Annotated in this window: 10 protein-coding genes and 1 tRNA gene; 6 read left to right on the top strand and 5 right to left on the bottom strand. The window is 70.8% G+C overall.

Translation table 11 applies throughout. The features are described from left to right. Positions 1–152: 152 nt before the first annotated feature. The 3 genes from OIE12_RS15700 to purM all read left to right on the top strand — a co-directional run bounded on the left by OIE12_RS15700 (position 153) and on the right by purM (position 3965). Positions 153–950 carry a maleylpyruvate isomerase family mycothiol-dependent enzyme gene (locus OIE12_RS15700; protein ID WP_329135795.1) on the top strand — a complete coding sequence of 266 codons (798 nt, stop codon included), beginning with the start codon at positions 153–155 and terminating at the stop codon, positions 948–950. Between the two features lie 235 nt (positions 951–1185). Then, entirely contained in the window at positions 1186–2712 is a 1527-nt protein-coding gene (purF, locus tag OIE12_RS15695; RefSeq protein ID WP_329135794.1) for an amidophosphoribosyltransferase, read from the top strand. 161 nt (positions 2713–2873) lie between these two features. Continuing rightward, positions 2874–3965 (top strand): phosphoribosylformylglycinamidine cyclo-ligase, encoded by a 1092-nt coding sequence (purM, locus tag OIE12_RS15690; protein WP_329135792.1) that lies wholly within the window; start codon positions 2874–2876, stop codon positions 3963–3965. Between the two features lie 80 nt (positions 3966–4045). On the opposite strand, the gene OIE12_RS15685 is transcribed toward purM, so the two are convergent. Both OIE12_RS15685 and OIE12_RS15680 read right to left on the bottom strand, forming a co-directional pair. Continuing rightward, positions 4046–4294, bottom strand: a complete 249-nt coding sequence (locus OIE12_RS15685) for a DUF3073 domain-containing protein (RefSeq protein ID WP_329135790.1) — start codon at positions 4292–4294, stop codon at positions 4046–4048. Positions 4295–4683: 389 nt separating this feature from the next. Then, the gene (locus tag OIE12_RS15680; RefSeq protein ID WP_329135788.1) at positions 4684–5769 is read right to left on the bottom strand and encodes a Leu/Phe/Val dehydrogenase; all 1086 of its coding nucleotides are present in this window, start codon (positions 5767–5769) and stop codon (positions 4684–4686) included. A 300-nt stretch (positions 5770–6069) separates the two neighbouring features. On the opposite strand from OIE12_RS15680, the gene OIE12_RS15675 reads away from it, so the two are divergent. Next, a complete protein-coding gene (locus OIE12_RS15675) occupies positions 6070–6930 on the top strand; it encodes a hypothetical protein (protein ID WP_329135786.1) in 861 nt (286 codons plus the stop codon). A gap of 664 nt (positions 6931–7594) precedes the next feature. Continuing rightward, on the top strand, positions 7595–7801 hold the full coding sequence (bldC, locus tag OIE12_RS15670; protein WP_003949541.1) for a developmental transcriptional regulator BldC: 207 nt from the start codon (positions 7595–7597) through the stop codon (positions 7799–7801). Positions 7802–8325: 524 nt separating this feature from the next. Here the strand turns inward: bldC and OIE12_RS15665 are convergent. From OIE12_RS15665 to hrpA, 3 genes are all read right to left on the bottom strand, one after another. Further along, complete coding sequence (locus OIE12_RS15665) at positions 8326–8538, bottom strand: DUF6274 family protein (protein WP_329135784.1); 213 nt, start codon at positions 8536–8538, stop codon at positions 8326–8328. 159 nt (positions 8539–8697) lie between these two features. Further along, positions 8698–8772, bottom strand: a tRNA-Asp gene (locus OIE12_RS15660). 130 nt (positions 8773–8902) lie between these two features. Then, positions 8903–12991, bottom strand: a complete 4089-nt coding sequence (gene hrpA / locus OIE12_RS15655) for an ATP-dependent RNA helicase HrpA (RefSeq protein WP_329135782.1) — start codon at positions 12989–12991, stop codon at positions 8903–8905. Positions 12992–13070: 79 nt separating this feature from the next. Between hrpA and OIE12_RS15650 the strand changes: the two genes are divergently transcribed. After that, positions 13071–14165 carry an ABC transporter permease gene (locus OIE12_RS15650; protein ID WP_329135781.1) on the top strand — a complete coding sequence of 365 codons (1095 nt, stop codon included), beginning with the start codon at positions 13071–13073 and terminating at the stop codon, positions 14163–14165. The last annotated feature ends 65 nt before the right edge of the window (positions 14166–14230 follow it).

Raw genomic sequence — 14230 nt, 5'->3', positions numbered from 1 at the left:
ACGTCGAGGCCCCGCCCGGACCTGAGCCCCGGGCGGGGCCTCGACCCGTCCCCCCCCGCTGTGTGGGTGGGTCGGGCGGAGCCCGCATGAGAGCTTGGACGGCGGGGTTCTGCGAGCACCCCCCCACCGCACCCCCCTCTACGCTCGCCCTCATGCCCCCCGCCAAGAAGCGCCCCCGCACCTACGACCCCGTCAAGACCCGCGCCGCCGTCCTCGCCCAGTTCGGCCACGTCCGCGCGGCCGTCGGCGTCCTCACCCCCGCACAGCTGTCCGCGCCCACCCGCCTGGGCACCTGGACCGTCCGGGACCTCGCCGCGCACCTCACCATGGCCGTCGAGAGCGTCAGCACCGCGCTGGAACGCCCCGCCCCCGCCCGCGCGGAACTCGGCCCCCTGGACTACGCCTCCGCCACCGCCCGCCACGCCGAGGCCATCGCGGAGGGCAGCCACGCCCTCGCCGAGGCCAACCCCGATCTGAACGCGCTCTACGCGCGCGTGGCGGAGCGCCTCGCCCGGGCGCTCGCGGACACGCCCCATGACCGGCTCATCCCCACTCGCGCAGGGGGCATGACCCTCGCCGACTACCTGGTCACCCGCACCGTCGAACTCGTCGTCCACACCGACGACCTCAACGACGCCGTCCCCGGCCTCGGCGTCCCCCTGGACCGCCAGGCCCTCGCCGCCTGCACGCGCCTCCTCGCGGACACCCTCGCCGCCCGCGCCCCCGGCGCCTCCACCGAGGTCCGCGTGCCGCCGTACGCCGTCGTGCAGTGCGTGGAGGGCCCCCGGCACACCCGCGGCACCCCGCCCAACGTCGTCGAGACCGACCCGCTGACCTGGATCCGCCTCGCCACCGGCCGTACCGACTGGCGGACCGCGCTCGCCGCCGCGAAGGTCACCGCCAGTGGCGAGCGGGCCGACCTCGGCGGACTGCTCCCCCTGATGAGCTGACCCGCGGGGCGCCCGAGGTGTGCGACGGCTCACTCAGGACCGCCGCACACGCCCTCGGCCCACAGCGGGCGAGCAACGGCGACGGGAGCCGTCGGAGCCGACGTCTCTCCTGGTCAGAGGGGTTGAGTGGAGGAGTGCCAGGGCGGTGTGGCTTCTGCCGCCGGACCCCCCGTCCCGCTGCCCGGCCACCGCACCGGATTCGGACCAGTGCGCGATCTCGCCTACACTCGGTCGCGTGCCACGTGGTGACGGTCGACTCAATCATGATCTGCTCCCCGGCGAGAAAGGCCCCCAGGACGCGTGTGGCGTCTTCGGTGTCTGGGCTCCGGGCGAAGAGGTCGCCAAACTCACTTACTTCGGGCTCTACGCCCTTCAGCACCGGGGCCAGGAGTCCGCGGGTATCGCGGTCAGCAACGGCTCCCAGATCCTCGTCTTCAAGGACATGGGCCTGGTCTCCCAGGTCTTCGACGAAGCCTCCCTCGGTTCCCTCCAGGGTCATATCGCGGTCGGTCACGCCCGCTACTCGACCACGGGTGCCTCCGTGTGGGAGAACGCCCAGCCGACGTTCCGCGCCACCGCGCAGGGATCGATCGCGCTCGGCCACAACGGCAACCTCGTCAACACGGCGCAGCTCGCCGAGATGGTCGCCGACCTGCCCAAGCAGGACGGCCGCACCCCGAAGGTGGCGGCCACCAACGACACCGACCTGATCACCGCGCTGCTGGCCGGCCAGGTCGACGCGGACGGCAAGCCGCTCACCGTCGAGGAAGCCGCCCTGACGGTGCTTCCGCAGGTCAAGGGCGCCTTCTCGCTCGTCTTCATGGACCAGCACACGCTGTACGCCGCCCGTGATCCGCAGGGCATCCGCCCGCTGGTCCTCGGCCGGCTGGAGCGCGGCTGGGTGGTCGCCTCGGAGTCGGCGGCGCTCGACATCTGCGGCGCCAGCTTCGTACGGGAGATCGAACCGGGCGAGTTCGTCGCGATCGACGAGAACGGCCTGCGTACGTCGCGATTCGCGGAAGCGAAGCCCAAGGGCTGTGTCTTCGAGTACGTCTACCTGGCCCGTCCCGACACCGACATCGCCGGGCGGAACGTCTACCTCTCGCGCGTGGAGATGGGCCGCCGGCTGGCGAAGGAAGCGCCCGCCGAGGCCGACCTCGTCATAGCGACGCCGGAGTCCGGAACCCCCGCCGCCATCGGCTACGCGGAGGCCTCGGGCATCCCCTTCGGCGCCGGTCTGGTGAAGAACGCCTATGTGGGCCGTACGTTCATCCAGCCCTCCCAGACCATCCGCCAGCTCGGCATCCGGCTGAAGCTGAACCCCCTGAAGGAAGTCATCAAGGGCAAGCGCCTGGTCGTCGTCGACGACTCGATCGTGCGCGGCAACACCCAGCGGGCCCTGGTGCGGATGCTGCGCGAGGCGGGCGCCGCCGAGGTGCACATCAGGATCTCCTCCCCGCCGGTGAAGTGGCCCTGCTTCTTCGGCATCGACTTCGCCACGCGCGCGGAGCTGATCGCCAACGGCATGACCATCGACGAGATCGGCACCTCGCTCGGCGCCGACTCCCTGGCGTACATCTCCATCGACGGCATGATCGAGGCGACCACCATCGCCAAGCCGGACCTCTGCCGGGCCTGCTTCGACGGCGAGTACCCGATGGACCTCCCCGACCCCGAGCTCCTGGGCAAGCAGCTCCTGGAGACCGAGCTGGCCGCCGGGCCCGCCGCCACGGCCGCCAGCGACGCGATCCGCCGCCCGTAGGCGCCCCGCGGGCCGCGTGGGCCCGCCCGCTCGACGGTGAGCGGGCGCCGCCCCCGCCCGGGGCCGTGCGGGGCCGTCCACGGCCCCGCCACCGATCACCCCTCCCCCCACCGAGCAGCTCCCCCTTTCCGACCGCCGTACGACCGAAGGTGCGAACCCACATGTCCGAGACCACCGGGACGACCCCTGGCTCCCCGTCCGGTGCCAGCTACGCGGCCGCGGGCGTCGACATCGAGGCGGGCGACCGTGCCGTCGAACTGATGAAGGAGTGGGTGAAGAAGACGCGCCGTCCCGAGGTCCTCGGCGGCCTCGGCGGCTTCGCCGGGCTCTTCGACGCCTCCGCCCTGAAGAGGTACGAGCGCCCGCTGCTCGCCTCCGCCACCGACGGCGTCGGCACCAAGGTCGACATCGCCCGGCAGCTGGGCGTGTACGACACGATCGGCCACGACCTGGTCGCCATGGTCATGGACGACATCGTGGTGTGCGGCGCCGAGCCGCTGTTCATGACCGACTACATCTGCGTCGGCAAGGTGCACCCCGAGCGGGTCGCCGCGATCGTCAAGGGCATCGCCGAGGGCTGTGTGCTGGCCGGCTGCGCCCTGGTGGGCGGCGAGACGGCCGAACACCCCGGCCTGCTGGGTCCGGACGACTTCGACGTGGCCGGCGCCGGCACCGGGGCCGTGGAGGCCGACCGGCTACTCGGTCCCGACCGCATCCGCGAGGGCGACGCGGTCGTCGCCATGGCGTCCTCCGGACTTCACTCCAACGGGTACTCCCTGGTCCGGCACGTCCTGCTGGAGCAGGCCGGGCTCGCGCTCGACGCCCGGGTGGCGGAGTTCGGCCGCACCCTCGGCGAGGAGCTGCTGGAGCCCACCAAGATCTACTCGCTGGACTGCCTGGCCCTGACCCGCACCACCGAGGTGCACGCCTTCAGCCACGTCACCGGCGGCGGACTGGCGGCCAACCTGGCCCGGGTGATCCCCGACGGGCTGCACGCGCGCGTGGACCGCGCCACCTGGACGCCCGCCCCGGTCTTCGACCTGGTCGGCCGGACCGGCGAGGTCGAACAGCTCGAACTGGAGAAGACGCTGAACATGGGCGTCGGCATGGTCGCGATCGTCCCGCAGGGGTCGGTCGACGCCGCGCTGGCGACCCTGGCCGACCGGGGCGTCGACGCCTGGGTGGCCGGCGAGATCACCGGCCGGGGCGACCACACCACCGGCGCCACCCTGGAGGGCAGCTACGCGCGGTAGACGAAGGTGCTGTTCCCGCAGGCAGCACAGAACCCGGTCGGTGACCGGAAGTCACCGACCGGGTGAGTGCTCAGTGCAGGTCAAGCGCCGCGACGGTGCTGTGAGGACTGATCGTCCTCGTCGTCGTCGTCCTCATAGAGGTCGGCGTAGCGTGAATACAGCTCGTCGTCCTCTTGCTCATCGTCCTCGAATCGGTCGCCGTTCGGCGACTCGTTCGACGTCGATGCGCCCAGCTCCTCGGCCAGGCGTGACAGGTCCGTCCCGCCGCTGTTGTACTTCAGCTGGCGGGCGACCTTCGTCTGCTTGGCCTTGGCCCGGCCGCGCCCCATGGCTCGACCCCCTCAACGACGGGGCTCGACGGCCCCAGAGTCTTGACACGCGTTCATGTTCTGGAACGGACTCTCGGTGGAGAGACCGTCCGTAGGGCTTCCACGGTACCTGAGCCCACGCCCATACGGTACGTCGCCCGCAGGAGCAGCGTGTGCGCGGGGCCCCCGGGGAACCCCGTCCTCGCTGGTCAACCGCGATTTTAACCACTTATCGGCCCACGACCCGCCGACGAACGTGAGAGTTCTCTCCACGTGCCCCCCGGCGGGTACCGGCCGCCGCCGGGCGGCCGTGCGCGGCCTCCGCGCGCGCGGACGACGAAAACGGCGGGATGCGACCATGGGACGGGCGCGCGGGGCGGCCGTCCCATGGCCAGAAATCGTCCGTCCGGTCAGCGTGCCGCGCGGGCCTCCGCCATCCGCTGCTCGGCGATCCGGTCGGCCGCCGCGGCCGGCGGAATCCCGTCCGACTTCGCACGTGCGAAGATGTCGAGCGTGGTGTCGAAGATCTTCGCGGCCTTCACCTTGCACCGCTCGAAGTCGAAGCCGTGCAGCTCGTCGGCGACCTGGATGACACCGCCCGCGTTCACCACGTAGTCCGGCGCGTAGAGGATCCCGCGGTCGGCGAGGTCCTTCTCCACGCCCGGGTGCGCGAGCTGGTTGTTGGCCGCCCCGCACACCACCTTCGCCGTCAGCACCGGCACGGAGGCGTCGTCCAGGGCGCCGCCGAGCGCGCAGGGGGCGTAGATGTCGAGCCCGTCGTAGGTGATCAGCGCCTCGGTGTCGGCGACCGCGGTGACCTGCGGGCGGCCCTCGGTGACCCGGCGCACGGCGTCCTCGCGCACATCGGTGACCACCACCCGCGCGCCCTCCTTCACCAGGTGCTCCACCAGGTGGTGCCCGACCTTGCCGACGCCCGCGATGCCCACCGTGCGGTCGCGCAGCGTCGGGTCGCCCCACAGGTGCTGCGCGCTGGCCCGCATGCCCTGGTAGACGCCGAAGGCGGTGAGCACGGAGGAGTCGCCGGCGCCCCCGTGCTCCGGGGAGCGCCCGGTGGTCCAGCGGCACGCACGGGCGACGACGTCCATGTCGGCGACGTACGTGCCGACGTCGCAGGCGGTGACGTACCGCCCGCCGAGCGAGGCCACGGCCCGCCCGTAGGCGAGCAGCAGCTCCTCGGTCTTGATCTGCTCGGGGTCACCGATGATCACGGCCTTGCCGCCGCCGTGGTCGAGTCCGGCCATGGCGTTCTTGTACGACATCCCGCGCGCGAGGTTGAGGGCGTCGGCGACGGCCTCCTCCTCGGAGGCGTAGGGGTAGAAACGCGTACCGCCTAGGGCGGGGCCCAGGGCGGTGGAGTGGACGGCGATGACGGCCTTCAGGCCGCTGGCCCGGTCCTGGCAGAGCACGACCTGCTCATGACCTCCCTGGTCCGAGTGGAACAGGGTGTGCAGGACGCCGTTGGGTACGTCGGTCACTGTGGTGACTCCCGGTGAAGTGGCGGCGATGGGTGCGGATCCCGTGCGGATGGCGGGCTCCGTGGGACGAGCGTAGATCGTGGCGGGGCCCGTGCTCCGCACGGTGTTCCCGATCACCCTCTCGCGGCGGGCACCGACACGCGTCCGTGGGGCGATTCGGCACGGTTTCCGCCCACCCGGACGCCTCCGTGGCACCGTTCCCGTGGGGGCGCCGGACGCTTCGGCGGGTCCCGGCGGAGCCCCCGCGCACCGGGCGCGGGAAAATGCTTCACGTCAGGTCGGGTGGGGGAGGGAGCAGGCGTGCCCAAGGTGTCCTCGGTGATCGTTCCGTACGCGTCCTACTTGCGCGTGTACGAACCGCTGGCCGCCTTCCCCGAACCGGAGCGCGGCCACTGGGCGCGGTACGCGCGGCGCCCCGACCGTCCCTCCTACCAGGACGAACTGCGCCGCTCGCTGGCCGATCTGCTGCCCACCCCGCCGGTCGCGGTCCCGGTGCACGAGAGCGACGACGCGTTCGTGACGGAGGTCGACGGGGTGCTGTGCGTCTGCCCCTGGCGCACCCGGCTGCGCGGCTGGCAGGCGCTGGGCGGCCTGGGCGAGGAACTGCCGGCCTCCGTGCTCGACGCGGTGCTGCCGCCGCTGGTGCGCCACCAGGCCACCCAGGACTACGAGCGCTGGCTGACCCGCAACCCCGACGCGCGCCCCTGGATCAGATCCTCCACCTGGCACGTGCCGCTGCACTGGTTCGTCCTGGTGGGCGACGGGGAGCGGGAGTACGCCGGGGCCGGCGCGGAGCCCGGCGCCGCCGGGGCCGGGGTGCCGGTGCTGCGCTATCGGACGCCCATGGTGCAGGCCCGGCGCCGGGTGGCCCGGGGGCTGCGCACGCTGCGGAACACCTTCGACGAGAGCCCGCTCGTCGAGGGGCTGCTGGACGTGGGGCGGTGGCTGGAGGAGTTCCACCCGCGCTCCCTGGTGGAGCTGGACTACGGCGGTCTGGTGCACGTCCTGCCGCCCGAGGAGCTGGACGGCGACCATTCGGCGGCCGACGTCGCCGAGGGCATCGAGGCGCTGCGGCAGGGCGACGGGGCGGCGGCCGGGGAGGCGTACGCGCGGCTGGTGGAGCGCTGGCGGTCGGTCCGGGACCGGCGCTCGGCGAACTGAGCCGGCCGCCGGAGGACCCGGTGGCGCCCCCCAACTCGCGCTGCGCACACGGTTCCTGACGGAGCGTCGACTGATTCGCGGCCCGCGTGCGGAAGTGGGTACGGTGTCCATGCCCTGGCGGGAATCAGTGTGCGAATTGTGACCCATGCGACATGCTGAAGTGACAACCGTTGGCCCAAGGTTGACGTACCCACGAGGGAAGCGGTGATCACCGGCAGGGACATCGCCGACCGATCCGGGCGTATACCGTCAAGCGTGATGGATTGCACTTAACGCGGCCCTTGCGCCTAACGCCCCTCCTCGTGCCAAAATAGGACAAGGAGCCCGGGGGAGGCCCCTTCTGCCCTGGCATGGGTGGAGATCTCAGCATTGCATGCTCTTGGGGGGTTTGGTGACCACTGATCGCCCTGTGACTGATCGTCACACCGGCGTGACTGTCCGCTATGGCACGGTCCATCGGCATCCGTCGCTGATGAACACCTGGGAGGGCAATTCCATCGGTTTGGCCTACGCGGCTGGACAGATGGTGTAGTTGTAGTGCCGAGGACAAGCCGTTCGTCCTATAACCGACTCGACTCGCGTCCGCCATTTCGGGCAACGCGGGTCAAGGTGCAGAATTTAGAGGAAAGAACCGAGAACGTCGGTTCTCCCGAGGAGGCCGCTCATGACCGCTCGCACCCCTGATGCCGAGCCGCTGCTGACCCCGGCTGAGGTCGCCACCATGTTCCGCGTCGACCCGAAGACGGTCACGCGGTGGGCGAAGGCCGGCAAGCTCACGTCGATCCGCACGCTCGGCGGGCATCGCCGCTACCGCGAGGCCGAGGTCCGCGCACTGCTCGCGGGCATCCCGCAGCAGCGCAGCGAGGCCTGAACAACCGCGTTACCGGGCAAAACGGCTGGTCCCCCAACTGGCCGGAGCGTCCGGGAGCAACCGCTCATCACAGCTGAAAGCGACGCGGGGACTGCCCCAACAGCCCCCACGCCCACGCCACTCGGGGCCCTTCCGGTCCATTGAGGGTGCGTCGTCGATCGCGCTGGACTCCGCCGAGTCCAGCGCGATTTTTTTGTGCGCGCGGTCCGGCGCTGACGTCTGGTGCGCGCCATTGTGTGCGTCTGAGGATGACGGACGGGTGCGGCCGGCCCGTCTGTGAGCGGGCTTGTCGGAGTCTGGGGAGGGGCGTCGGATCCGCTGTGGGGCGGCTCGGCGTCCGGGCGGAGACGGAATGGAGAGCCAGTGCAATTGCACATATTAAATTGACCGTGTGTAGGAGGTGCGTAAGTTCCTCACCCCGGAAAAGTTATGCGGTGACTCCCGTCACATGCCAGAGTCCTTGTCGCGTGCGTGGGCGCTGGGCTGGAAGCCCCGGTTCAAGGGGTGTTGGGGCGCTGCGGCGATCAGGCGGCGGCGGTGGGGGCGGCGTCCCCGGCGGCCTCGGCCGGGGTCGCCTGTGCGTCCGCCTCCGCGACGGACGGGGCCGACTCCAGGGCGAGCCGCAGGAGGCGGTGGCAGATGGGGCAGTGCCGGGTCAGATGGCGGTAGCCGGTAGCGGCCGACAGATGGGCACGCAACAGCGCGCGGGTCGCGTGCGGGGAGGCCGCAGCGGGCATACGCCACCTCCGGAAACGACGAAGCCGTCGCTTTCTTGAGTAGCGAGGGAATGTGACGCCGTCAAGGGACGTCGCCGGGGAGACCCTTCAGGGGTGCGGGACGGAAACGCGAACACGACGAAGGGCCGTGTCCTCGGGGGGACACGGCCCTTCTTGCTGCGGTCCTGACGGGATTTGAACCCGCGGCCTCCACCTTGACAGGGTGGCGAGCACTCCAAACTGCTCCACAGGACCAGGTGCTTCGCGGTCGCATTACCGCGCTGCGCTGCGAGAAGGACTGTACAGGAGGGCGAGCCCCGAGGTCGAACTCACCCACCGTGCACCGCCGGTCACGGCATCGCCGTGCCGGCCGCCGCCGCTTCCGTCACGGCGCCGCCGCGTCGATCGCCTTCACGATCCGCTTGTCCGACACCGGATACGCCGTCCCCAGCGCGTGCGCGAAGTAGCTGACCCGCAGCTCCTCGATCATCCACCGGATCTCCCGCACCGCCGTCGGCACCGGCCGCCCCGCGGGCAACTGCTCCCGCAGCCACGCGTACTCGTCCCGCATTTCCCGGACCTTCTCCATCCGGGTCGTGTCCCGCTGGACGTTGGCCGGCATCTGCTGCAGCCGCCGGTCCGCCGCGACGAGGTACCGCATCAGGTCCGGCAGCCGCCGCAGCCCCGCCTCGGTCACGAAGCCGGGCTTCACGAGGGCGTCCAGCTGCTCCCGCACGTCCGCCAGGTTCGGCAGCAGCGCGGGGCTGCGTACGCCCTTCAGACGCCGTTCACAGGCCTGCCAGGCGGCCAGCACCTGCTGCACCTGGCCCACCGTCCGTACGGTCGCGTCGACGATCTCCGCCCGCACCTTGTCGTAGAGCTTGCGGTACGACTCCTCGTCCCACGCCGGGCCGCCGAAGTCGGCGATCAGCCGGTCGGCCGCCGCCGTCGCGCAGTCGTCGAACAGCGCCTGGACCGAGCCGTGCGGATTGGCGGACAGCGCCAGCTTCTGCGCGTTGGTCAGCTTCTCGGACGCGAACTTCGCGGGGTTGACCGGGATGTTGCGCAGGATCAGCCGCCGGGTGCCCTTCCACATCGCCTCGGCCTGCTCGGCCTCGGTGTCGAAAAGACGCACCGAAACGGTGTTCGCCGCCGGTCCGTCGTCGACGAGCGCCGGGTACGCCTTCACGGGCTGCCCGGCCCGCCGGGTCTCGAAGACGCGGTCGAGCGTGCCGATCGACCAGTCCGTCAGCCCGGAGCGCTCCAGGGACGGGCCGCCCTGCCGCTCGGCGGTCGCCGCGGCGGCCTGCGAGAGCGCCTTGCGCGCCTTCGGTTTCAGCCGGAGTTTCAGCGCCTGAAGGTCCTTGTCCTCGGCCAGCTTGCGGCGCCGCTCGTCGACGATCCGGAAGGTGATCCTCAGATGGTCGGGGACCCGGCCCCAGTCGAAGTCGTCCGCCTCGAAGGCCACGCCGACCATGCGCTTCAGCTCGCGCGCCATCGTCGTCGTCAAGGGCTCCTGCAACGGCACCGCGCGCTCCAGGAATGCCTTGGCGTAGTTCGGCGCCGGCACGTAGTTGCGGCGGATCGGCTTCGGCAGGGAGCGGATCAGCTCCGTGACGACCTCTTCACGCAGGCCGGGGATCTGCCAGTCGAAGCCCTCGTCGGTGACCTGGTTGAGCACCTGGAGCGGCACGTGGACGGTCACGCCGTCGGCGTCCGCGCCGGGCTCGAACTGGTACGTCACCCGGAACTTCAGCGGGCCCTGCCGCCAGGAGTCGGGGTAGTCGGCCTTGGTGACCGTCTGCGCCGACTCCCGGATGAGCATCTCCCGCTCGAAGTCGAGGAAGTCGGGCTGCTCGTGCCGCTTGTGCTTCCACCAGGAGTCGAAGTGGGCGCCGGAGACGACGTGTTCGGGGATGCGCTGCTCGTAGAAGTCGAACAGCGTTTCGTCGTCGACGACGATGTCCCGGCGCCGCGCCCGGTGCTCCAGCTCCTCGACCTCGCTGAGCAGCTTGCGGTTGTCGGCGAAGAACTTGTGGTGCGTGCGCCAGTCACCCTCCACCAGGGCGTTGCGGATGAACAGTTCGCGGCTGACCTCGGGGTCGACCCGGCCGTAGTTGATCTTCCGCTGGGCGACGATCGGGACTCCGTACAGCGTGACCTTCTCGTAGGCCATCACCGCGGCCTGGTCCTTCTCCCAGTGCGGCTCGCTGTACGTGCGCTTGAGGAGGTGGCCGGCGAGCGGCTCGACCCACTCGGGCTCGATCTTCGCGTTGACCCGGGCCCACAGCCGCGAGGTCTCCACCAGTTCCGCCGACATCACGAACCGCGGCGGCTTCTTGAACAGCGCCGAGCCGGGGAAGATCGCGAACTTGGCGTTGCGGGCGCCGATGTACTCGTTGCGTCCGCCGTCCTTGCGGCCGCCGCCGGGGCCGGACGTGCCGGCTGTGCCGTCGGAGTTCTTGGACTCCTTCACGTCCTTCATGCCGATGTGGGACAGCAGTCCGGCGAGCAGCGAGACGTGGATGCGGTCGCTGGGGGCGTCCTCCTCGTTGAGGTGGATGCCCATCTGCTTGGCGACCGTGCGCAGCTGCGTGTAGATGTCCTGCCATTCGCGAATGCGCAGGAAGTTCAGGAACTCCTGCTTGCACATCCGGCGGAACGACGACGAGCCGCGCTCCTTCTGCTGCTCGCGGACGTACCGCCAGAGGTTGAGGAAGGCGAGGAAGTCGCTGGTCTCGTCGCGGAAGCGGGCGTGCTGCTGGTCGGCCTGGGCCTGCTTCTCCGAGGGGCGCTCGCGCGGGTCCTGGATGGACAGCGCGGCGGCGATCACCATGACCTCGCGCGCACAGCCGTTGCGGTCCGCCTCCAGGACCATCCGGGCCAGGCGCGGGTCGACGGGCAGCTGGGCGAGCTTGCGGCCGGTTTGGGTGAGCCGCTTGCGGGCGTCCTTCGAATCGGAGAGCGGCCGCGGAGCGGCTCCTTGAGGGGCGGTGGTCGGGTGACGGGTGGGCGGATCGAGGGCGCCGAGTTCCTGCAGGAGCTGGACGCCGTCGCGGATGTTGCGGTGGTCCGGCGGGTCGATGAAGGGGAACTTCTCGATGTCGCCGAGGCCGGCCGCGGTCATCTGGAGGATGACGGAGGCGAGGTTGGTGCGCAGGATCTCCGCGTCCGTGAACTCCGGGCGGGTGAGGAAGTCGTCCTCGGAGTAGAGCCGGATGCAGATGCCGTCCGACGTACGGCCGCAGCGGCCCTTGCGCTGGTTGGCGCTGGCCTGCGAGACCGGCTCGATCGGCAGGCGCTGCACCTTGGTGCGGTGACTGTAGCGGCTGATGCGGGCGAAGCCGGGGTCGATGACGTACTTGATGCCGGGGACGGTCAGGGACGTCTCGGCCACGTTGGTGGCGAGGACGATCCGGCGCCCGGAGTGCTGCTGGAAGACGCGGTGCTGTTCGGCGTGGGAGAGGCGGGCGTAGAGGGGCAGCACTTCCGTGCTGTGCCAATCAGCGCCTCCGGTGCGGGGGTACTTCTTCTTGTTCAGCGCGTCCGCCGTGTCCCGGATCTCCCGCTCGCCGGAGAGGAAGACGAGGATGTCGCCGGGGCCCTCCGCCATCAGTTCCTCGACGGCGTCGGTGATCGCGGTGATCTGGTCCCGGTCGGCGTCGTCCGAGTCCTCTTCCAGGAGCGGCCGGTAGCGCACCTCCACCGGGTACGTACGGCCGCTGACCTCGACGATCGGGGCGTCGCCGAAGTGCCGGGAGAAGCGCTCGGGGTCGATCGTGGCGGAGGTGATGACGACCTTGAGGTCGGGGCGCTTCGGCAGCAGCTGGGCGAGGTAGCCGAGCAGGAAGTCGATGTTCAGGGACCGCTCGTGCGCCTCGTCGATGATGATCGTGTCGTAGGCGCGCAGTTCGCGGTCGGTCTGGATCTCGGCGAGCAGGATGCCGTCCGTCATCAGTTTGACGAAGGTGGCGTCCGGGTTCACCTGGTCGGTGAACCGCACCTTCCAGCCGACGGTCTCGCCCAGCGGGGTGTCCAGCTCCTCGGCGACGCGCTCGGCGACCGTGCGGGCGGCGATGCGGCGGGGCTGGGTGTGGCCGATCATGCCGCGGAGGCCGCGTCCGAGTTCCATGCAGATCTTGGGGATCTGCGTGGTCTTCCCGGAGCCGGTCTCGCCGGCCACGATCACGACCTGGTGGTCGCGTATGGCCTCGGCGATCTCGTCCTTCTTCTGGCTGACCGGCAGCTGTTCGGGATACGTCACCGCCGGGACGCGGGCACGCCGCGCCTGGATCCGTGCCTCGGCCTGGACGACCTCGGCCTCGATCTCGGCGAGGACGGCGGCGCGGGCCTCCGGTTTGCGGATCTTGCGGGCGCCTTCGAGCCTGCGTCCGAGCCGGTGCGCGTCGCGCAGCGACAGTTCGGTCAGGCGGGGGGCGAGGGCGCCGAGGGCGGGGGCGGGATGCGTGGACATACGGGACCCAGGATCTCACCTCCGGGAAACGAGAGGCGAACGGATTTGTCGTGAGGTGAAATGATCTAACTTGAGTCTTATGTCGGATTCATCGTATGAGCCCCCGCATCAGAGCCACGAGCCGCACGGTGCCCATGGCAGGCCGCGGACGGCTTCGGAGCGCTGGGCCGCGTTCCGGGAGTCGCCCTTCCTGCCCGCCACCGTGCTGCTGTTCATCCTCGCGGCGGCGGCCGGGCTCTTCGCCGGCTCCTACACGTACGCGATGGCCAACCCCACGCCGCACACCGTGCCGACGGCGGTCGTCGGGGCGTACGACAGCGCGCAGGGGCGGCGGTTCATCGCCGGGATGGAGAAGGCGCTCAACGCCTCGCTGAAGCTGCACGCGTACGACGACCGGGCGGCGGCCGTCGAGGCGGTCGACGACCAGAAGGTCTTCGCGGTGCTCGACGTGCCGGAGGCCGGCGGACGTGCGCTCACCCTGGAGGTCTCCGGGGCGTCCGGGGCGACGGTCGCGCAGGTGCTGGAGGAGGCGGCGGAGCAGGTGGGCAAGGCGTCCGGGGTGGACGTCACCGTCAAGGACCTCAAGCCGTTGCAGCAGGGGGATCCGCGCGGGCTGGCGATCTTCTACATCTCCCTCGCCGCCGTGATCATCGGCTTCGTGGGCGCGATTCAGCTCAGCGTGCACGCCAGGGCGCTCAACCCGGCCGAGCGGATCGCGTTCACGGTGGCGTACGCGCTGCTCGGTGGGTTCGTGATCGCGGCGGTGGTGGACTGGCTGCTGGGCGCGCTGCACCTGCCGTTCGTGGAGTCGTGGCTGATCCTCGCGCTGACGATGTTCGCGTCCGGGATGGTCTTCACGATGTTCAACACGTTGTTCGGGCGCTGGGCGATGCTGCCGACGTGGGGGCTGATGGTGCTGCTGGGCAACCCGTCGTCGGGGGGTGCGGTGTCCTGGCCGCTGCTGCCGTCGCCGCTCGGCGTGATCGGCCGCTGGCTCCCGCCGGGCGCCTCGGTCAACGCCCAGCACACGGCGGTCTACTTCCCCGGCCACCAGCACGCGTTCCCGTTCCTGGTCCTGGCGGGGTGGGCGCTGCTGTCCTGCACGGTCTTCTGGCTCTGGCGACACCGACACCCGGGAGGCCGGGGCGGGGGGCCGGCGCATGCGGGGGCTTGAGGGGGCGTGTGAGGGTCGGTGCTTGCGGCCGAGTGGGGGGGAGCGCGTGCGGCTTTGTGAGGGGC

It is taken from the genome of Streptomyces sp. NBC_00670, assembly GCF_036226765.1.
Lineage (GTDB): Bacteria > Actinomycetota > Actinomycetes > Streptomycetales > Streptomycetaceae > Streptomyces.
The sequence above is the reverse complement of the archived record's forward strand: the minus strand, read 5'-3'. Positions and strand labels throughout refer to the sequence as shown.

Bases quoted from the DNA above. Each gene is read 5' to 3' on its own strand.
- OIE12_RS15700 (WP_329135795.1), top strand. From the start codon at position 153: ATGCCCCCCGCCAAGAAGCGCCCCCGCACCTACGACCCCGTCAAGACC.
- OIE12_RS15650 (WP_329135781.1), top strand. From the start codon at position 13,071: ATGTCGGATTCATCGTATGAGCCCCCGCATCAGAGCCACGAGCCGCAC.
- bldC (WP_003949541.1), top strand. From the start codon at position 7,595: ATGACCGCTCGCACCCCTGATGCCGAGCCGCTGCTGACCCCGGCTGAG.
- purM (WP_329135792.1), top strand. From the start codon at position 2,874: ATGTCCGAGACCACCGGGACGACCCCTGGCTCCCCGTCCGGTGCCAGC.
- OIE12_RS15685 (WP_329135790.1), bottom strand. From the start codon at position 4,294: ATGGGGCGCGGCCGGGCCAAGGCCAAGCAGACGAAGGTCGCCCGCCAG.
- hrpA (WP_329135782.1), bottom strand. From the start codon at position 12,991: ATGTCCACGCATCCCGCCCCCGCCCTCGGCGCCCTCGCCCCCCGCCTG.
- OIE12_RS15665 (WP_329135784.1), bottom strand. From the start codon at position 8,538: ATGCCCGCTGCGGCCTCCCCGCACGCGACCCGCGCGCTGTTGCGTGCC.